At 48.7% G+C, this 17,434-nt stretch carries 14 protein-coding genes and 1 tRNA gene; 5 read left to right on the forward strand and 10 right to left on the reverse strand.

Going from position 1 to position 17,434, the window contains the following annotated elements:
• Window positions 1-76: 76 nt before the first annotated feature.
• From AC0L4K_RS10290 to nfuA, 5 genes are all read right to left on the reverse strand, one after another.
• Entirely contained in the window at window positions 77-1,957 is a 1,881-nt protein-coding gene (locus tag AC0L4K_RS10290; RefSeq protein WP_473269179.1) for a SurA N-terminal domain-containing protein, read from the reverse strand.
• A gap of 153 nt (window positions 1,958-2,110) precedes the next feature.
• A tRNA-Asp gene (locus AC0L4K_RS10295) sits at window positions 2,111-2,187 on the reverse strand.
• A 40-nt stretch (window positions 2,188-2,227) separates the two neighbouring features.
• The gene (locus tag AC0L4K_RS10300) at window positions 2,228-2,503 is read right to left on the reverse strand and encodes an HU family DNA-binding protein (RefSeq protein ID WP_126158608.1); all 276 of its coding nucleotides are present in this window, start codon (window positions 2,501-2,503) and stop codon (window positions 2,228-2,230) included.
• 127 nt (window positions 2,504-2,630) lie between these two features.
• On the reverse strand, window positions 2,631-5,060 hold the full coding sequence (lon, locus tag AC0L4K_RS10305) for an endopeptidase La (RefSeq protein ID WP_417222710.1): 2,430 nt from the start codon (window positions 5,058-5,060) through the stop codon (window positions 2,631-2,633).
• A gap of 258 nt (window positions 5,061-5,318) precedes the next feature.
• Window positions 5,319-5,912, reverse strand: coding sequence for a Fe-S biogenesis protein NfuA (gene nfuA / locus AC0L4K_RS10310; RefSeq protein ID WP_417222707.1), 594 nt, complete (start codon window positions 5,910-5,912; stop codon window positions 5,319-5,321).
• Between the two features lie 236 nt (window positions 5,913-6,148).
• Here nfuA and AC0L4K_RS10315 point away from each other — a divergent pair, with 236 nt between their 5' ends.
• Both AC0L4K_RS10315 and AC0L4K_RS10320 read left to right on the forward strand, forming a co-directional pair.
• Window positions 6,149-7,477 (forward strand): MATE family efflux transporter, encoded by a 1,329-nt coding sequence (locus AC0L4K_RS10315; protein ID WP_417222704.1) that lies wholly within the window; start codon window positions 6,149-6,151, stop codon window positions 7,475-7,477.
• Window positions 7,478-7,561: 84 nt separating this feature from the next.
• Window positions 7,562-8,731 (forward strand): cation:proton antiporter domain-containing protein, encoded by a 1,170-nt coding sequence (locus AC0L4K_RS10320; RefSeq protein ID WP_473269181.1) that lies wholly within the window; start codon window positions 7,562-7,564, stop codon window positions 8,729-8,731.
• 62 nt (window positions 8,732-8,793) lie between these two features.
• Here AC0L4K_RS10320 and AC0L4K_RS10325 read toward each other — a convergent pair whose 3' ends face one another.
• Window positions 8,794-9,789, reverse strand: a complete 996-nt coding sequence (locus AC0L4K_RS10325; RefSeq protein WP_417222699.1) for a glycosyl transferase family protein — start codon at window positions 9,787-9,789, stop codon at window positions 8,794-8,796.
• A 228-nt stretch (window positions 9,790-10,017) separates the two neighbouring features.
• On the opposite strand from AC0L4K_RS10325, the gene rlmD reads away from it, so the two are divergent.
• Together rlmD and AC0L4K_RS10335 are read left to right on the forward strand one after the other, a co-directional pair.
• Entirely contained in the window at window positions 10,018-11,412 is a 1,395-nt protein-coding gene (rlmD, locus tag AC0L4K_RS10330; RefSeq protein WP_417222697.1) for a 23S rRNA (uracil(1939)-C(5))-methyltransferase RlmD, read from the forward strand.
• Between the two features lies 1 nt (window position 11,413).
• Window positions 11,414-12,052 (forward strand): RluA family pseudouridine synthase, encoded by a 639-nt coding sequence (locus tag AC0L4K_RS10335; RefSeq protein ID WP_417222694.1) that lies wholly within the window; start codon window positions 11,414-11,416, stop codon window positions 12,050-12,052.
• 38 nt (window positions 12,053-12,090) lie between these two features.
• Here AC0L4K_RS10335 and AC0L4K_RS10340 read toward each other — a convergent pair whose 3' ends face one another.
• The 3 genes from AC0L4K_RS10340 to dapA form a co-directional block, all read right to left on the reverse strand.
• Window positions 12,091-13,044, reverse strand: a complete 954-nt coding sequence (locus AC0L4K_RS10340; protein ID WP_473269182.1) for a 2-hydroxyacid dehydrogenase — start codon at window positions 13,042-13,044, stop codon at window positions 12,091-12,093.
• A gap of 104 nt (window positions 13,045-13,148) precedes the next feature.
• Window positions 13,149-14,552: an outer membrane protein assembly factor BamC gene (gene bamC / locus AC0L4K_RS10345; RefSeq protein WP_417222690.1), complete on the reverse strand. Its 1,404-nt coding sequence runs from the start codon at window positions 14,550-14,552 to the stop codon at window positions 13,149-13,151.
• Between the two features lie 18 nt (window positions 14,553-14,570).
• Window positions 14,571-15,446, reverse strand: coding sequence for a 4-hydroxy-tetrahydrodipicolinate synthase (gene dapA, locus AC0L4K_RS10350; RefSeq protein ID WP_417222687.1), 876 nt, complete (start codon window positions 15,444-15,446; stop codon window positions 14,571-14,573).
• Between the two features lie 226 nt (window positions 15,447-15,672).
• Between dapA and AC0L4K_RS10355 the strand changes: the two genes are divergently transcribed.
• Window positions 15,673-16,140: a peroxiredoxin gene (locus tag AC0L4K_RS10355; protein ID WP_417222686.1), complete on the forward strand. Its 468-nt coding sequence runs from the start codon at window positions 15,673-15,675 to the stop codon at window positions 16,138-16,140.
• 112 nt (window positions 16,141-16,252) lie between these two features.
• Here the strand turns inward: AC0L4K_RS10355 and AC0L4K_RS10360 are convergent, their stop codons facing one another.
• Window positions 16,253-17,284 (reverse strand): sensor domain-containing diguanylate cyclase, encoded by a 1,032-nt coding sequence (locus AC0L4K_RS10360; RefSeq protein WP_473265988.1) that lies wholly within the window; start codon window positions 17,282-17,284, stop codon window positions 16,253-16,255.
• Between the last annotated feature and the right edge of the window lie 150 nt (window positions 17,285-17,434).

Genomic DNA, 17,434 nt, shown 5'->3' on the forward strand with positions numbered 1-17,434 from the left:
CCGACCTAAACGAAAAAAGGCTGATACATCACGTATCAGCCTTTTTTTATAGCGTTGCTTTTATCTCTACTGGTGATTAGAGGCGCTCGACCTCAGCAGCCGCTTTACGCGCTTCAATCATCGCCTGATAGTCAAACTGACCGGCCCGCTGAGCTAGCACGTTCAACATACCTTCTCGCTCTTCTGCCGTAACATCCGACAAATCTGGCGCATTCACAGCGGTTACCGCAACAAGCGCCTTAGAACCGTCCTGTAGCGTGATCAAATCATAAGATGCGCTGGCATCAGGCTTAGGCATTTTAAAAGCTGCTAACATGATTTCAACGGGCTGAGTACGATCCGTACGAGCAACCGCTTCGGCAACCTGCCATTCAGCACCATTGACAGACGTACGCTCTGCACCTTGCTCCAGCTTTTCTAACTCAGCGCTAAGAGAAGCCTGTAATGCCTCACCCGCTTTCTGCTGGGAAAGAATCTCAGTAATCTGCGACGCAACTTCCTCTTCAGTCAATTGACGGGGACGAATATGCTGTTTGATTCGCAGCACCAACGTACGGCCCGCATCCAACTCAATCGGATCACTATTCAAACCATCACGAATCAGCTCTTCATTGAATGCCGCACGAATAACTCGAGGATTCGATGTCAACTCATCATCGCCACCTTGACGAGAAAATGGCTTGGCTTCCATGATGGATAACTCAAGCTCAGCCGCAGGCTCTTGCAGGTCACCGGCAGAGAACGACAGATCAGTCAGTTGACCGACTCGCTCCACATAGAGCTGCTCAACTTTATTTTCCATCTGCTCAGCAATCAGTTGATCTTTCACATCTTCAAACACCGGTGGCGTAGAAGCCGATAAGCCGGTTAGCTTAATAATATGATAACCAAACGCAGTACGAACGGGCTCAGACACCTGCCCCTCTTCCAACGCGTAAACCGCTTGCTCAAACGGGCCATCCAGCATACCACTTTGATAGACCCCCAAATCACCACCGCTAGCAGCAGAACCCGGATCATCGGATTCAGTTTGCGCCAAAGCGGCAAAGTCTTCACCAGCTGCTAGCTTTTGCTCAATCGCTTGGGCTTTAGCTAACGCAGCCTCATCATCAACCGTATCAGAGACTTCGACCATGATATGTGCAACACGGCGCTGTTCTTCGGATTTAAACACCGCCTTTAGTTGATCAAACTGAGCCTGCAGTTCGGACTCATCAATATTCACTTCTTTCAGTAGGTCAGCTTTATTGACCAACAGATACTCAATGGCAACCTGCTCTTCGGTCATGAAATCCTGCAGGTGAGCATCATAATAAGCGCTCAACTCAGCGGCAGAAACAGACACACCTGCGAGGTAATCGCTCAAGCCTACTTTGAGGTAAGCCATATCACGGGTTTCGCGATCGAGCTTAATGATGTTCTCAACATCGCTATCCAACACAAAAGCTGACAGCATATAACCAGAACGTTCGTAATCAATCAGACTCTCTTTGCGCAGCAGATCTTTATACATCATCGGTGTCAGTCCGGCATTACGCAGCACCGCCTGATACTGATCAGGATTAAACACACCATCCACTTGGAAGTCTTGCGTATTAATAATGATCTGATCCAGCATCTGGTCTGAGATGGCCATATCCTGGTTAACCGCAGACTGAAGCAGCACTTCTTGCTGAATCAGGTTATCTAGGGTCGCTTTATTAATAAGATTGTCATCTAGCAGAGTAGGATCAGCATTTTCACCCATCTGGGCCAATAGCTGACGACGCTGCAGATCGGCACCTTGCAGCAGATCGCGCTCGCTGATTTCAACACCATTAACCGTCGCCGGCGCATTTGAACCTGAGGACAGGCTGACCAGGGACTCAACCCCAAACAGTGCAAAGGTAACGATGATCAGACCAACGATGATCTTGGCAACAATTCCTTGGGAGTTATCTCGGATATTCTGAAGCATGATGCCTCTGGGCCTCTAAGGTAGTGTACAAATAGAAAAAAAGGCGCATCCATAACAGGATGCGCCTTTTATATGTTTGGCAATACGGAACGGCTCAAGCCAGTTACCGTTACCCAGAGAAGCACTAACTGTTACGGTTAATGATCTCACATTTGGCGGAACGGACGGGACTCGAACCCGCGACCCCCTGCGTGACAGGCAGGTATTCTAACCAACTGAACTACCGCTCCGGGTGCCAATGATCCTTACGGATCAGGCGCTAACTTTTTATTACTTATTTACAGCGTCTTTCAGAGCCTTACCAGGCTTGAAAGTCGGCAGAGTCGCAGCAGCGATCTGAATTGGCTGACCAGTCTGAGGGTTACGACCCGTACGCGCAGCACGCTCTTTTACACCAAAGGTACCAAAGCCTACCAGAGCAACAGAATCGCCCTTTTGCAGAGCATCTGAGATAGATTCCAGTGTAGCATCCAGCGCACGGCCAGCTGCTGCTTTTGGAATATCCGCAGATGCGGCGATTGCGTCGATTAATTCAGATTTATTCACATTGTTCCCCTTATATGAATCATTTTTATATTCTGTAGCCCAAGCCCAGTAAGTTAACGGACAACTTATACCAAGCGCGCAATTCAGGTGTCAAGCGGGTTGCAGCCCGTTTTGTCACTATTTTGAGTTAATGCGGCTTTATTTGCCCACGCTCATTTTTTGCTTGCTTTTTCTTTTCAGAAAAGCTTGCTTTCTGCTCTTCAGTCAATGGTTCTGGACTATATTTAAGAGCAATTTGCAACACCTCATCGATCCATTTAACCGGACAAATTTTGAGATCTGCTTTTATATTGTCAGGGATTTCCTTCAGATCACGTTTGTTCTCATCCGGAATAATGACAGTTTTAATGCCACCCCTGTGTGCCGCCAGCAATTTCTCTTTCAAACCACCGATAGGCAACACCTGCCCACGCAATGTAATTTCCCCGGTCATCGCTACATCAGAGCGAACAGGGATACTGGTGAGCACAGATACTAATGCAGTACACATCCCGATACCAGCACTTGGGCCATCTTTTGGTGTCGCACCTTCAGGAACATGAATATGAATATCACTTTCTTCATGAAAATCAGGATTAATACCCAGGGATTCTGCACGGCTACGCACCACCGTCATCGCCGCCTGAATAGACTCCTGCATCACATCACCCAACGAACCAGTACGGATCTGACGTCCCTTACCCGGCACAACCGCCGATTCGATAGTGAGGATATCACCGCCGACCGAAGTCCAAGCTAAGCCGGTTACCTGGCCGATACGATCCTCTTCTTCCGCCACCCCGAAGCTACACTTACGCACGCCGGAATACTGCTCAAGGTTGGCACTGTTAGCCACAATCGAGGCATTCTTATCATCGCCTAAGGCAACCTCTTTGATCACCTTACGACAGATTTTGGCGATCTCACGCTCGAGTCCACGCACACCAGCTTCACGGGTGTAGTAGCGAATCAGATCGGTCACCGCTTCATCAGCAATAGTCAGCTCTTTTTCCTTCAGACCATTTGTCTTCATCTGCTTAGGAATCAAATATTTACGAGCAATATTTAATTTCTCATCTTCGGTATAACCCGGAATTCGAATGATCTCCATACGGTCCAACAAAGGCCCAGGAATGTTCATTGAGTTCGAGGTACAGACAAACATGACGTCTGATAGATCGTAGTCAACTTCGAGATAATGATCGTTAAACGTGCTGTTCTGCTCTGGGTCGAGCACTTCCAATAACGCAGACGCCGGGTCACCCCGTTGATCCATACCCATCTTATCGATCTCATCCAGCAGGAACAGCGGATTCTTGACGCCAACTTTTGACATCTTCTGAATCAGCTTACCCGGCATAGAGCCGATATAAGTACGACGGTGCCCACGGATTTCAGCTTCATCTCGAACACCGCCTAGCGCCATCCGTACATACTGACGATTGGTCGCCCGAGCAATGGACTGCCCAAGGGAGGTCTTACCCACACCAGGAGGCCCGACTAAACAGAGAATCGGACCTTTTAATTTCCGTACCCGGCGCTGAACCGCTAAATATTCAAGAATCCGATCTTTAACCTCTTCGAGGCCATAATGATCTTCGTTCAGAATCGCTTCTGCACGCTTCATATCATGGCGCAGCTTAGAACGCTTAGACCATGGAATTTGCAACATCCAGTCGATATAGCCCCGAACCACCGTCGCTTCCGCTGACATCGGTGACATCATCTTCAGCTTATTGTATTCATTAAGGGTTTTATCCAATGCCTCTTTTGGCATACCGGCTTCATCGATACGCTTTTTCAGCTCTTCGATATCCGTGGTGCCATTTTCGTCCAGATCACCCAGCTCTTTCTGAATCGCTTTCATCTGCTCATTCAGATAGTACTCACGCTGGCTTTTTTCCATCTGTTTCTTGACCCGACCACGGATCCGTTTTTCAACTTCAACTAGGTCGATCTCAGATTCCATCAGCGCCATCAAGTGCTCAAGACGTAATTTATCGTCGAGAATTTCTAAAATTTGCTGCTTTTCCTCTAGCTTGAGGGACATGTGTGCAGCGATGGTGTCCGCTAGGCGACCAATCTCATCGATCGAACCTAAAGAGGTTAGCACTTCAGCTGGAATTTTTTTATTCACCTGAACAAAGCGCTCAAACTGATCTAGCGCGGTGCGCTTATAGATCTCCGCTTCGTTTGCACTGACTTCATCAATTGGCAAAACAGTAATATCGGCGGTGAAATGAGGCTCAGTGGTGTGCAGTGTTTCAATCCGCGCACGGTAATCACCCTCGACCAGTACTTTAACCGTACCATCGGGCAATTTAAGCATTTGCAGCACACTAGCGACCGTACCGATAGCGAACAGGTCTTTACCGTCTGGTTCATCATCTGAAGCATTTTTCTGAGCAATCAGCAGAATCTCTTTATTCTGCAACATCGCCGCTTCAAGGGCCTGAATTGATTTTTCCCGGCCTACAAACAGCGGGATCACCATATGTGGATATATAACAACATCACGCAACGGCAAAACCGGCATCAGGGTGGTGGTGATCTCTTTATCATTCTCGAGTGGTGCCATATTGGACCTTACTCCTTTGTCGAAAGAAACTGCGGGAGATACAGCAGTTACGGGCTGTACGATATATCGCTCTTACTGATAAATGGGGCTTAGACTATAAAAATCAACCACATCACTGTAAAAGTTACATAAAAAAGTAACAACTATTAATACCCTTTTATCAGTTCATTGAACGACGCACAACGTACCAAAATGGTGGGCATTATATTTGCAATCAAAAAAGCCCGGAAAGTCCGGGCTTTTTACGTTTACAACACCTTATTTATAATAGGCATTATCGGTAACAGTGTGATCGGTTACATCCCGCACACCCACCAGCCCTTTAACACGCTCAACAAGGGTTTTCTCGACACCATCCTTGAGGGTCATATCAACAGCGCTACAGCCCTGACAACCGCCACCAAACTGCAGGATAGCGACCTGTCCGTCAGCCTCTTCGATCAGCTCGATCAACTTCACCTCACCGCCGTGAGACGACAGACCCGGATTAATATCGGAGTACAGAATATAGTTAATCTGTTCATCCATCGGACTATCATCCGACACATTTGGCACTTTAGCGTTCGGGGCTTTGATCGTCAGCTGGCCACCCATCCGATCAGTCGCGAAATCAACGGTGGCTTCTTCAAGATAGGGCAGGCTGTTCTTTTCAAAGTAGAACGTTACCTTCTCCATCGGCATAACGGCATCGTCTTCCACGATTTCGTCAGGACGACAGTAAGCCAGACAGGTTTCAGCGTAAGGCGTTCCCGGCTGGGTAACGAACATCCGCACAGCAATGCCTTCTACATTTTGCTTTTCAAGTAGCTCAGCAAGGTAGATTTCAGCTGATTCGGTTACGGTAATATTCATCAAAATTCCTGTTAAATCACTCACTCAATATGGGCCTCAGGATACACTCTTTCTAATCCCGAGTAAAATGCTCAGTTATTAGCCAAATCAGCGTTTTTACCGCTTCTTAAATCTGTTAAACTGGCCCGCTTACACCATTAAGGCTGGCTACGCACTATTCTGATCTGTATTACGACTCACTGCAAATACGGATTCAGATGCTTTGCTAGCCCTATCGTTTACATCGGGATATTTTTTTGAATCGCCGACAGCGCATTACAACCATTCTCACCCTTGGCCTGCCAATCATAGGCGGCATGTTATCGCAAAGTTTACTCAACTTAGTCGATGCCGCAATGGTCGGCCGCTTGGGCGAAACAGCCTTGGCCGGTGTTGCCCTCGGCGGTTATAGTAATTTTCTGGCCGTGAGTCTTATATTGGGACTTTCTTCAGGAGTACAAGCATCGATAGCTCGTCGACAAGGCCAAGGCCGTGATCACGACTGCGCCGTACCGCTGCGCTGGGGTATCCTGCTAGCTCTTATCATTACGCCCCCTCTAAGCCTATTTTTTTATCTTCATTCTGAGTGGTTAACCGCACTCATGAGCGATGATATTCAAACCCAGTCGATTGCTGAACACTATTTCAATTACCGCATACCAGCATTAGTGTGCGTGGCTCTTAATCTGAGTTTTCGCGGCTATTGGAATGGTATCAATAAGCCACTGGTTTATTTACGAATTTTACTGTTAGTGCAACTGCTTAATATCCCCATCAGCTATGTCCTTATTTTTGGCTATTTCGACATACCAGCCATGGGCGCACCGGGAGCCGCTCTTGGTACTAGCTTATCTTTGTGCATTGGCGCCCTACTGTGCACCGCGCTGACGCTCCCTCACGCCCGCTACAAGGGCTTATTTCGCCGAAGCAGCGATGATCGAGCAGTACTGCAGTCGCTCCTCAAACTCGCCATACCTCACTCGACGCAACAATTCTTTTTTGCCATGTCGATCGCTGTGCTGTTTTGGATCATCGGCCAACTAGGCACTGCCGAACTAGCAATTGGCCACGTCCTCGTCAACCTAGCATTACTGTTAATATTACCCGGCGTGGGGATCGGCATGGCCTGCACAACACTGGTCAGTCATGCCCTCGGTCAGAGAAACCCCAGCCTTGCCAGTCGCTGGGGCTGGGATGCTATCCTGACCGCCAGCGTCATCATCGTTTTCCTAAGCTTGCCTATGTGGCTTTTCCCCGAGCCACTGTTGCGCCTCTTTTTGGCCACCGAAGCGGCTGTCAGCCAAGCCCATCTGCCGATGATGTTAACCGGTTTAGCCATCTCACTGGATGCTGCCGCTATCGTATTAACTCAAGCGCTACTCGGCGCAGGCGCCAACCGGAGCGTGATGTTGATCAGTATTTTAGGGCAATGGTGTTTTTACTTGCCGTTAGCCTGGCTCATCGGCCCTTGGCTCGGCTTCGGCCTGACAGGCATCTGGATATTACAGGTCGTCCATCGCTGCGGATCATCGTTTATTTTTATTTATATCTGGATGCGCCGGAACTGGGTTCATATCCGCCTATAGATTAGTTAAACTAAAGAGCGCTCTATGAAAAAGCGCTGAACCGATAAAGCCCCTGCCCTGAATCGACCGGATATACCCTTAGCTATGATGCAACAGAGCCTCGTTTTCTCTTTTTTCCTGATTTTTACCGGCGCAGCAGTACTGGCTTCGGTGGCTCTTTATACCCGCCAACCCCTGCTGGTTGCGTACATCGTACTCGGAGCAATTTTAGGGCCTTACGGTTACAGCTATATTCAGGATACCGCTCTGCTCTCGGATATCTCCCATGTCGGCATCATCTTTCTGCTATTCCTTCTCGGTCTGGATATGCAACCTAGTCATTTGGTACATATGCTGAAAAAGGCGACATTAGTGGCTATTTTTAGCGCGATCATTTTCATGGCCATCGGCTACGGTGTCGGCATTGCATTTAGCTTTACCCGCACAGAAGCGATCATTATTGGCGTCGCCTTGATGTTTTCCAGCACGATCATCGGTATCAAACTGCTACCGACCACCGTACTGCATCATAAATATACCGGTGAGCTTGTGGTCGGCCTACTATTGCTACAGGATGTTATCGCCATTTTAGTGCTGCTATTGCTTAATAGTGGTGATGGTGAAGCGAGCCAGCTATTTACCTTCTTGAAAACCGCCATCGCCCTGCCACTCATTATTGGCGCCGCGCTGCTCTTTGTTCGCTATGTATTACTCCCGCTGATTCAGAAATTTGACCGTTTTCACGAATACATCTTTCTGTTAGCAATCGGCTGGTGTCTCGGCCTAGCCGAACTCGCCCATGCGGTTGGCCTATCTGCAGAGATCGGCGCTTTTATTGCCGGCGTCAGTTTAGCAACCAGCCCTATCGCCCAATACATCGCCACCAGCCTAAAACCGTTGCGGGATTTTTTCCTCATTCTGTTTTTCTTTTCGATCGGTGCCAGTTTCAATCTGGGCTTACTCGGCCAGATTATTGTCCCATCAATCATCTTGGCGCTGCTGGTTCTGGTGATTAAGCCGATCGTATTTCGCTTTTTACTGCACAATATCAGCGACAGCAAACAACTGGCGTGGGAAGTCGGCTTCCGTCTGGGGCAGATCAGTGAGTTTTCTCTACTGATTGCCTATATGGCCACTAGCGCCTCTATGATCGGCCAAGAAGCGTCCCATGTTATTCAGGCAACCGCCATTCTGACCTTTCTGCTATCGACCTATATTGTCATCTTTAACTACCCCAACCCCATTGCGGTATCCGATAAACTCAGACGCGATTAGTAGGCTGCCTCTAATCGCGCAAAGTCACATAATTCATCGTATCAGCGTCATGGCGGGCAAAGTCAGAAGCGCTGTTTGTCTCTTGCCTGCCACATTGCTGCAGCGTGTTCAAAGCAATCAACCTCAGTGGCTTTATTCAGCAGCCTAAGCAACAGCGCCAGGGTTGAGATCACCGCCCCTTCACCATACTCATGTTCTATTTCTCCGCGCCACAACCTTACTAAGTCGGCACTATCAAGCGCCTGCTTAACCAACCGACGAGGATAATAACGCGGCCACTGACTGGCCGAATAGTCGCTCCCGCGAGTCCATTGTAGATCACACTCGGCATCTGGTTTAACTTCTGCTTCGCCGCCATCACCTTTAATCGTCAAGCCATTCTCAACTCCTAACAACTGAGCCGCCTTCTGATGCATCGGACCATATGCCGGGTGAAACACGCCATCCACGGTATGTCGTGCATGCAGCGGATTGATCAACCGACACAGTGTATGAACCGGCGACCTCAGCCCCAACACCGGCCGTAAGTTGATAATCCGGCTCATCGGCGGACTCAGCACATCGATGGACATAAAAGCGAATTGCGTCGCATCTAACGCGGAGGCAACTTCATCCCAGTTACTACAGCCGCGGATACCGAACAGCGCCAAACAATCCTCGGTGTAAATCCGCTCAGGGGTGTGGCCTCTAGCCCCATGCATAAACACCCGAATACCTTGTTCCGCCAATAACAGCGCCGTCAAAATAAACCAAGGCAGTTGACGCTTCTTACCCGCATAGGTAGACCAATCCAAATCGACCTGCAACTGTTCGGGCGCACCACAGCGGCCACGAACCGCCTCAATAAAACCAGCCAACTCTTCTGGTGACTCCTCTTTCACCCGCAGCAACATTAGAAAAGCACCCAGTTGCTCAGGCTCTACCTGGCCCGCTAAAATCATCTCCATTGCTTCACGGGCTTCAATTTGACTAAGAGAGCGCGAACCCTGCTTACCTTTACCTAGAATACGCACAAAGGGAGCGAAAGGATGCTCCGCTGACGGCTGTTTCTGTAACATAGACCTGCTCTGATTTATCATATGAATGTCGTTCGATTTTATACCCTCAAGCCTAACGGCATGAAGCATTTACGCAGATAAAATCTGATAACCACCGATTATGACTCAACCGACCCGACAAAAGATTAAAAAATCCAACCATATGGCCGATCTAAGCCTCATTAGCACCTCGGCGGATGCTTTAATTTGCCGTCACTGGTAGAATCCGCGCTTCGTCAGGAGAAGCCCATGAAACCGAACCGTTCCCGCCCTAAAAATCAGCGCCCGGCCCGCAAGCCAGCCCACCCGCTACCGACCGAAGCGGTCGAGTTGAATATCGAATCCCTGAGCCATGACGGCCGAGGCATCGGACGCTATCAGGGCAAAACAGCGTTTATCGCCAACGCCTTACCCGGAGAACAGGTTCAGGCACGTCTGACAGAGGAGAAAGCAAAATTTTACCTCGGCCATACAGATGCAATCTTGACGCCATCGAGTCACCGCATCGAACCGGTCTGCCCGCACTATCAACAATGCGGCGGATGCGACCTGCAACATCTAGACAACACCGAACAGCTGAGCTTAAAACAATCACTAGTGGTCGAACAACTCGAACGGATAGGCCATACTAAACCGGCAAAAGTTGCCGCCCCGCTGACCGCTGAATCATGGCACTATCGACGCAGCGCACGGATTGGCATTAACCAACTCTCCGATGGCGAGCCCATTGTCGGTTTTCGTCGTCGTGGCAGCCACCTACTCAGCCAAATTGACCGTTGCGTCGTACTGGATGAACGGGTTAGCGATATTTTTAGCCGCGTACGTGAGGCTTTGCGCGACACCGGCGATATAAAACATATCACCCAACTGGATATCGATCTGGGTGATCAGGGCGGATACCTCTCTTTACGCCTGAAAAAACAGCTCAATGAGCAACACCTAGAACGCTTTACCGCACTGGCCGACCACTATGCATTAAGCTTACAACTCAACATTATTGGTACCGAGCTCGATAACAGCCTAGCCGAGCCGGTGAGCTATACGCTTAATCAGTTAACGTTACAGTTTCGACCCGGGGATTTCATTCAGGTTAACGCTGAGATCAACCAAAAAATGGTCGCCACCGCCTGCCAATTACTCGACCTTAAACCAACAGATAAGGTCCTCGATCTGTTCTGCGGTTTAGGCAACTTCTCTCTGCCTGTCGCCCAGTCAGGCGCAGCGGTAACCGGCGTTGAGGGCAGCATGAATATGGTGACCCAGGCGGAACAAAATGCCCAATTGAATCAACTCGACAACTGTCGTTTCTTTTGTGGCAATTTGGCGGATGACTTAACAGGCCTGCAATGGTTTCGCGAGTCTTACAACAAGGTCATTTTAGACCCACCTCGCAGCGGTGCCGCCTCACTGATTCCACAAATTTGCAACCAGCGGCCCGAATTGATTCTGTATATATCCTGCAATCCTGGCGCACTGGCACGCGATAGCGAACTACTAGCAACAGAGGGCTACCAACTACAGCAGTTTCTAGTCATGGATATGTTCCCACAAACCCATCACATAGAATCGATGGCACTTTTTATTCGGGGCAAAAAGAAACAGCAGAAAAAGAAATTATTTGCGGGCAAAGGCATCAATCGCTGACATGATAACCGCGATTGACGAGCAGCACATCCTCTTCGCCGACGATGCGATTGTAGTGGTTAACAAAGCGGCCGACGTACTCTCAGTACCCGGCCGAGGCGAACATAAGCAAGATTGCATTTGGCGACGGGTACAACTGCGCTTCCCAACGGCCAGAATCGTTCACCGGCTTGATTACGCGACATCCGGCATCATGGTGCTGGGGCTCACGGCAGAAAGCCACCGCCACCTGAGTATTCAATTTCAGGACCGCCTAACAGAGAAAAACTACCAAGCAATTATCGCCGGACGACTTGAGCCGGAAAGCGGCACGGTGGATCAGCCTCTGCGTTGTGACTGGGATAACAGACCATTACAGATGATTGATCCCGAACAGGGAAAGTCAGCACAGACCCATTGGCAAGTAATGCAGCACTTAGATAATGCCACACGGGTCAAATTGACGCCTATCACCGGTCGCTCGCATCAACTTCGGGTACACATGCAATATCTTGGGCACCCCATACTCGGCGACCGTTTTTACGCCCAACCCGAGCAACTCGCCCGAGCCGAACGTTTATTACTGCACGCCCAAGCACTTAGCTTTACTCACCCTAGCAGCCAAGAACCGCTATCCTTTAGCACCCCGTGCCCCTTCTAGAAAACGGCAAAAGCACCGTTTAAGTGTCTTCAGCCCATTTAATTAATCACCCGAATAAACTCACCTCGCTTAAAGCCAGCAATGGTTTCGGTCAACTGATCAACAATGCGCTGTCGCGCCTGCACACTCCCCCAAGCACTATGTGGGGTAATAATAAGATTAGGCACATCATCCGCTAACAAAGGATTGCCATGTACCGGTGGCTCTTCACTCAAAACGTCGGTCGCCGCACCGGCTAATTTCCCGCTGCGCAAAGCCTCAGCTAAATCGGCTTCATTCACAATACCGCCACGGGCCGCATTGATAATAAACGCGCCGTTTTTCATCTGCGCGATAGTCTGGGCGTTGATTAAATCACGGGTTTGCGCCGTCAACGGACAATGCAAACTTAACACATCAACCTGCGGTAGCAATTCATCTAGCGCCACGCGACCAGCCACGCTATCGCCACCAATACGCTGCGCAATCAGTACCTGCATACCAAAAGCCTCGGCTAGCTGGGCCACACCTGCACCCAGATTACCATACCCCACAATGCCCAACGTTTTGCCGTTAAGCTCTTGAATAGGATAGTCCAACAGGCAAAACTGCTTCGCTTGAGCCCACTGACCATTACGTGCCGCTTGGTTATAGGCGACCAAGTTCGTATGTAGCGCCAACATCAGCGTCATCACATGCTGCGCCACCGATGCCGTACCATAAGCCTGACAGTTCGACACACTGATACCCTGTTCAGCCGCTGCGACAAGGTCAACATTATTCGTCCCCGTGGCTGCGATACACACATGCTTCAATTGTTTAGCAGTCGCCAAAGTTGGAGCATCCAGCACCACTTTATTGACAATAACGACATCCGCGGCAGCGATTCGCTCAGCGACCTGCTGAGCACTGGTCGCAGGATACGCCGTGAATTCGCTGAACTGAGCCTCCAACTCGGCGAGGTTAAGGTCATTACAATCAAGGCTATTGAGATCAAGAAATACCGCTTTCATCACTATTTTCCATCACGTTTACTATAAAAAAGGGGCCTTCGATTGCGAGGCCCCTTTAACGTTTATCTATTACCTAGCAGAACTAGGTAGCGGCGTTTAACCGATCAGATCTTCTCTTTAATCTGCCAGAGAATCTCATCGGCAACCACAGCCGGTGCTGAATAACCATCAGGTGTTTTGACTGTCAGGAAGACACCATTAGCAGTACGATTCATATGCAGCTTATACTGCCCCACATGCTCATACTTACCAGAGTCATCATTATAGACGCCATCCTGCTCACTCCCGAAGACGTAAAGCACTTCACCGCCAAACCAGATTTTGAAGCCCTTACGATTAGCAGCATCATCTTCATTACCATCGATACTGTAAATCTCTTCTGCCACATCGCCTACATCACCAGCTTGCTCTACACTCGCTTCTGTAGCGTCCTTAGCACTGTAAAAGGGCCCATCGCCTGGGTTTCTATCATCAAAACCAAACGCTCGACCAAAGCTACCGGTATCGAAGGTAATTTTTTTACGGTCGGAGTGCAGCCATTCAAAGAAGCCCATTTTTTCAACATCATCGAATGGCGTTGAAGTGGTGTACGTCATATAGATCACACCCGTTTGCTGGTCACGGGTACCCACATCTAGGTCAGTCTTATCGATGGCCTGATTGATCTGCGCCCAAGCCTGATCAACCGGAACCGTAATCTTCAGTGCCGGGAAGCCATTCGAGTCACGACCCATCTGCGGTAGATTATTCTGCTGGCGACGCAGCTCAAGCATACTCATGCTTTCAGCATTACTGGTCGACTTACTCAGATAGCGCAGCATTTCAAACATCATATCGGTTTTGTAACCAACATCTGCCGCATCTTCAGACCAGCTTACCGGCTGATCTTTTTCATCCTGAGATACCCGTACATGCTGCATAGCGATAGTGGTACGATTAAAGTCATCTGCAACAGGACGCACAGATACCCGCAGCTTATCGCTAACAGGACCTTCAATGTCTTGGAAGGTCAGCCGTTTGATCATGCTATCAACAAAGCTCAGCTCTTCGCCATCGACATCAATCCAATCGGTTTCGATAATCCCTTCCTGAGGCGCTGATTTAGCTAGGGCAACATTATTGAAACGCCAGAAATCCTGCAATTGAACCCAGACATCGCCAATAGGCTCATCAACCACAAGGATTTTATCGCCATCCTGTCGCTTCAGATTAACTGTACCGCTGCCTGCATCCGCATAGAAAAACTCAGGACGAGGCACCTCAAAGGCACTACTACGCTGCGAAGCTGTCTGTCCGGCACTCGGTATATCCAAACTGTCTTGCATCGCTTTAGAACGTGCTTGAATAGAAGGCGGTAACTCGAGCCGTTTAGTTGCCTGCGCCTCTTCGTAGTTTTGGCTGCGATCGTTAATAATTCCGTTCTCACCGTAAATCGGATTTGAGTAGGAACCACATCCAGCAATACTCAACACAGCTGCTGCCAGAGGCAACAAGGCAATTATTCTCATTATGCTCGTCCGTTAGTTTCAGATAATTTCGCAGGCTTTCAGCGCTTCACGCACCTGATTGTGGAATGGCTCAGACAAGACTGTCAGCGGTAAACGAATACCCAGCCCGATCAAGCCCATTTCAGCAACGGCCCACTTCACCGGAATAGGGTTCGACTCAACAAACATCGCTGTATGCAGCGGCATGAGCGCAGTTTGCATAGCACGCGCAGCTTCCGCTTCACCGGCAATCGCTAAGCGACACAGCTCACCCATCTGCGCAGGTGCCACGTTGGCGGTCACGGAGATATTACCATCACCACCAAGTAACATTAGCTCAACGGCGGTGCCGTCATCACCAGAATAGATAGCAAACTCTTTTGGCGCCGCATCAATCAAGGTTTTAGCGCGGTCTAAATCACCCGTCGCTTCTTTAATACCAATAATGTTAGGTATCTCTGCTAAACGTAATACCGTTTCAGGTAACATGTCACAGGCGGTGCGACCCGGCACGTTATAAAGGATTTGTGGAATATCGACGGCTTCGGCAACAGTTTTGAAATGCAAATACAGACCTTCTTGGGTCGGCTTATTGTAATAAGGGGTCACTAACAAACAGGCATCGACACCGACGCTCTTTGCAGCTTCTGTTAGCTCAATCGCTTCTCTGGTGGAGTTCGCACCGGTTCCGGCAATCACAGGAATGGCACCGCTAACACGATCGACCACCCGTTTAATAACCTGACAATGCTCATCACAGCTCAATGTTGCCGATTCGCCACTTGTACCTACAGCGACAATTGAGTCGGTGCCCTTTTCCAGATGAAAATCGACCAGCTTATCCAGTGCGTCCCAATCGACCTCACCGTTTGAATTCATCGGGGTAACAAGAGCAACAATGCTGCCAGTAATCATCATGGTCTCCATCAAGAGGTGTACAGTATGGTCCTATGGTACTTGCCCGCGTTTTGCGGCTCAACCCATTTCAGCTCAAGAAGTTAGCGTAATCTGAATATTCAAAAAACGGTGTCTACAGGGGCTGCCAAAACTGTGTAATCTGTTATCGTATAAAAAGCGTATCATTCTAACTGATCTCTATCCGATAAGCGTAGTATTTAAGCCCGATTTTTAAGGAAAATGCATGAGCCAGCCTACAATTGATCAACCAGTAACCGACTTCACCGCAGCAGCCACTAGCGATACCACTGTGACGCTATCAGAACTCAAAGGTTCCAACGTGGTCATTTATTTCTATCCGAAGGACAGCACCCCCGGCTGCACCACCGAAGGTCAAGATTTCCGTGATATGTTCAGCCAATTCGAAGCGGCCAACACATTGATATTTGGTGTTTCACGGGATGGCATGCGCGCCCATGAAAATTTCAAAGCAAAGCAATCATTCCCTTTTGAGCTGATTAGCGATCCGGACGAAGCATTGTGCAAACTATTCGATGTGATCAAGCTTAAGAAACTGTATGGCAAAGAACATATGGGTATCGAACGCAGCACCTTTTTGATTGATGCCGAAGGGGTATTACGAAAAGAGTGGCGCAAGGTAAAAGTTAAAGAGCATGTCGCCGAAGTACTTGAAGCCGCACAAGCACTTTAATCACTGATCAACTAAAACACCAGCGCAATAAAATTGCGCTGGGTTGATACCGATATTCTTGGTATAAGTTTGAGTATCAAAACAAAACGTTCACTTAAACGAACCTTATGCCTCAAGCCTTATTAAACTTGGCTTTATCTTGGTACATCGACTGATCGGCTCGCTGAAACAGAGCATCCATCGTTTCACCTGTTTGGTATTCAACCACCCCAAAACTGCAACTGAGATCGATATCATTGACGAAGCGTGTTGCGCCTATCACGGCTCTTAATTTCAGCGCCACATTTGAGGCTTGCTCAAGATCAGAGCACGGTAGAAGAATTAAAAATTCATCACCACCCCAACGCGCTAAACAATCAATGCTCTGCAAATTCGCTGCAATCGTTTTAGCAAGAACAACCAACACCTCATCACCGGCATTGTGTCCATGCGTATCATTGATACGCTTGAAATGATTAATATCGAAAAAGATCAATGATAACGGGTGGCTGTAACGCTGCGAACGCGCCACTTCTTTGGCTAACTCGATATTTACTTTTTCACGATTAGCGATTTGCGTTAACACATCGGTGTGGGAGAGTCTTTCAACATTAACCACCTGCGCTTGCAGCTGGTTATTTTTACCTTCTAATTCCTTAGCTTTATGGGCGAGCAGTTTTTCTAAGGTTTTATTACCCTCCTGAAGCAAGCGCATCTGTGTCTGCAATGCTTGTTCGGCGACTTTGCGGGCATGAATATCATGATGGGCGCCCATCAAACGGGTCACTATGCCCTCTTCATTCCGCGTTACGGCTTGCGCTCGATCTTCGATCCACAGATAACTACCATCACTTTTTTTACATCGATATTCAATATGATAGGTGTCACTTTGGCCCCGTATATACTGTTCGATATGCAGCATAACCTGAGGGTATTCATCAGGATGGATGATCTCTTCCCATGTAAACACATCGGCCAGCAATGTCCCGACAGGATAACCGAGCATACGGTACCAACCGGGGCTACGAACCACATAACCGGTCTCCGCGTTCCAATCCCAACTACCCTCGACGATCAGATCAATGATGGTATTCAGCGTCAAATCGGCATCATCTACCGTATCGTGTTCATACGTTTTATAGGGCATATTGGTATCACTTTTCATAACAACAGCATATCAATAATGGCCAGAAGACAACCGAACTACCCCAAGACTATTCACGCGTACCCGCTTAAATCTCATCGCTACCAGCCATAAAGCTACCAACCTCTGATCTTCAATTGACAACATTATGGCTAGACTATGACACATCAA

It is taken from the genome of Amphritea sp. GJ51-11, from assembly GCF_055808735.1.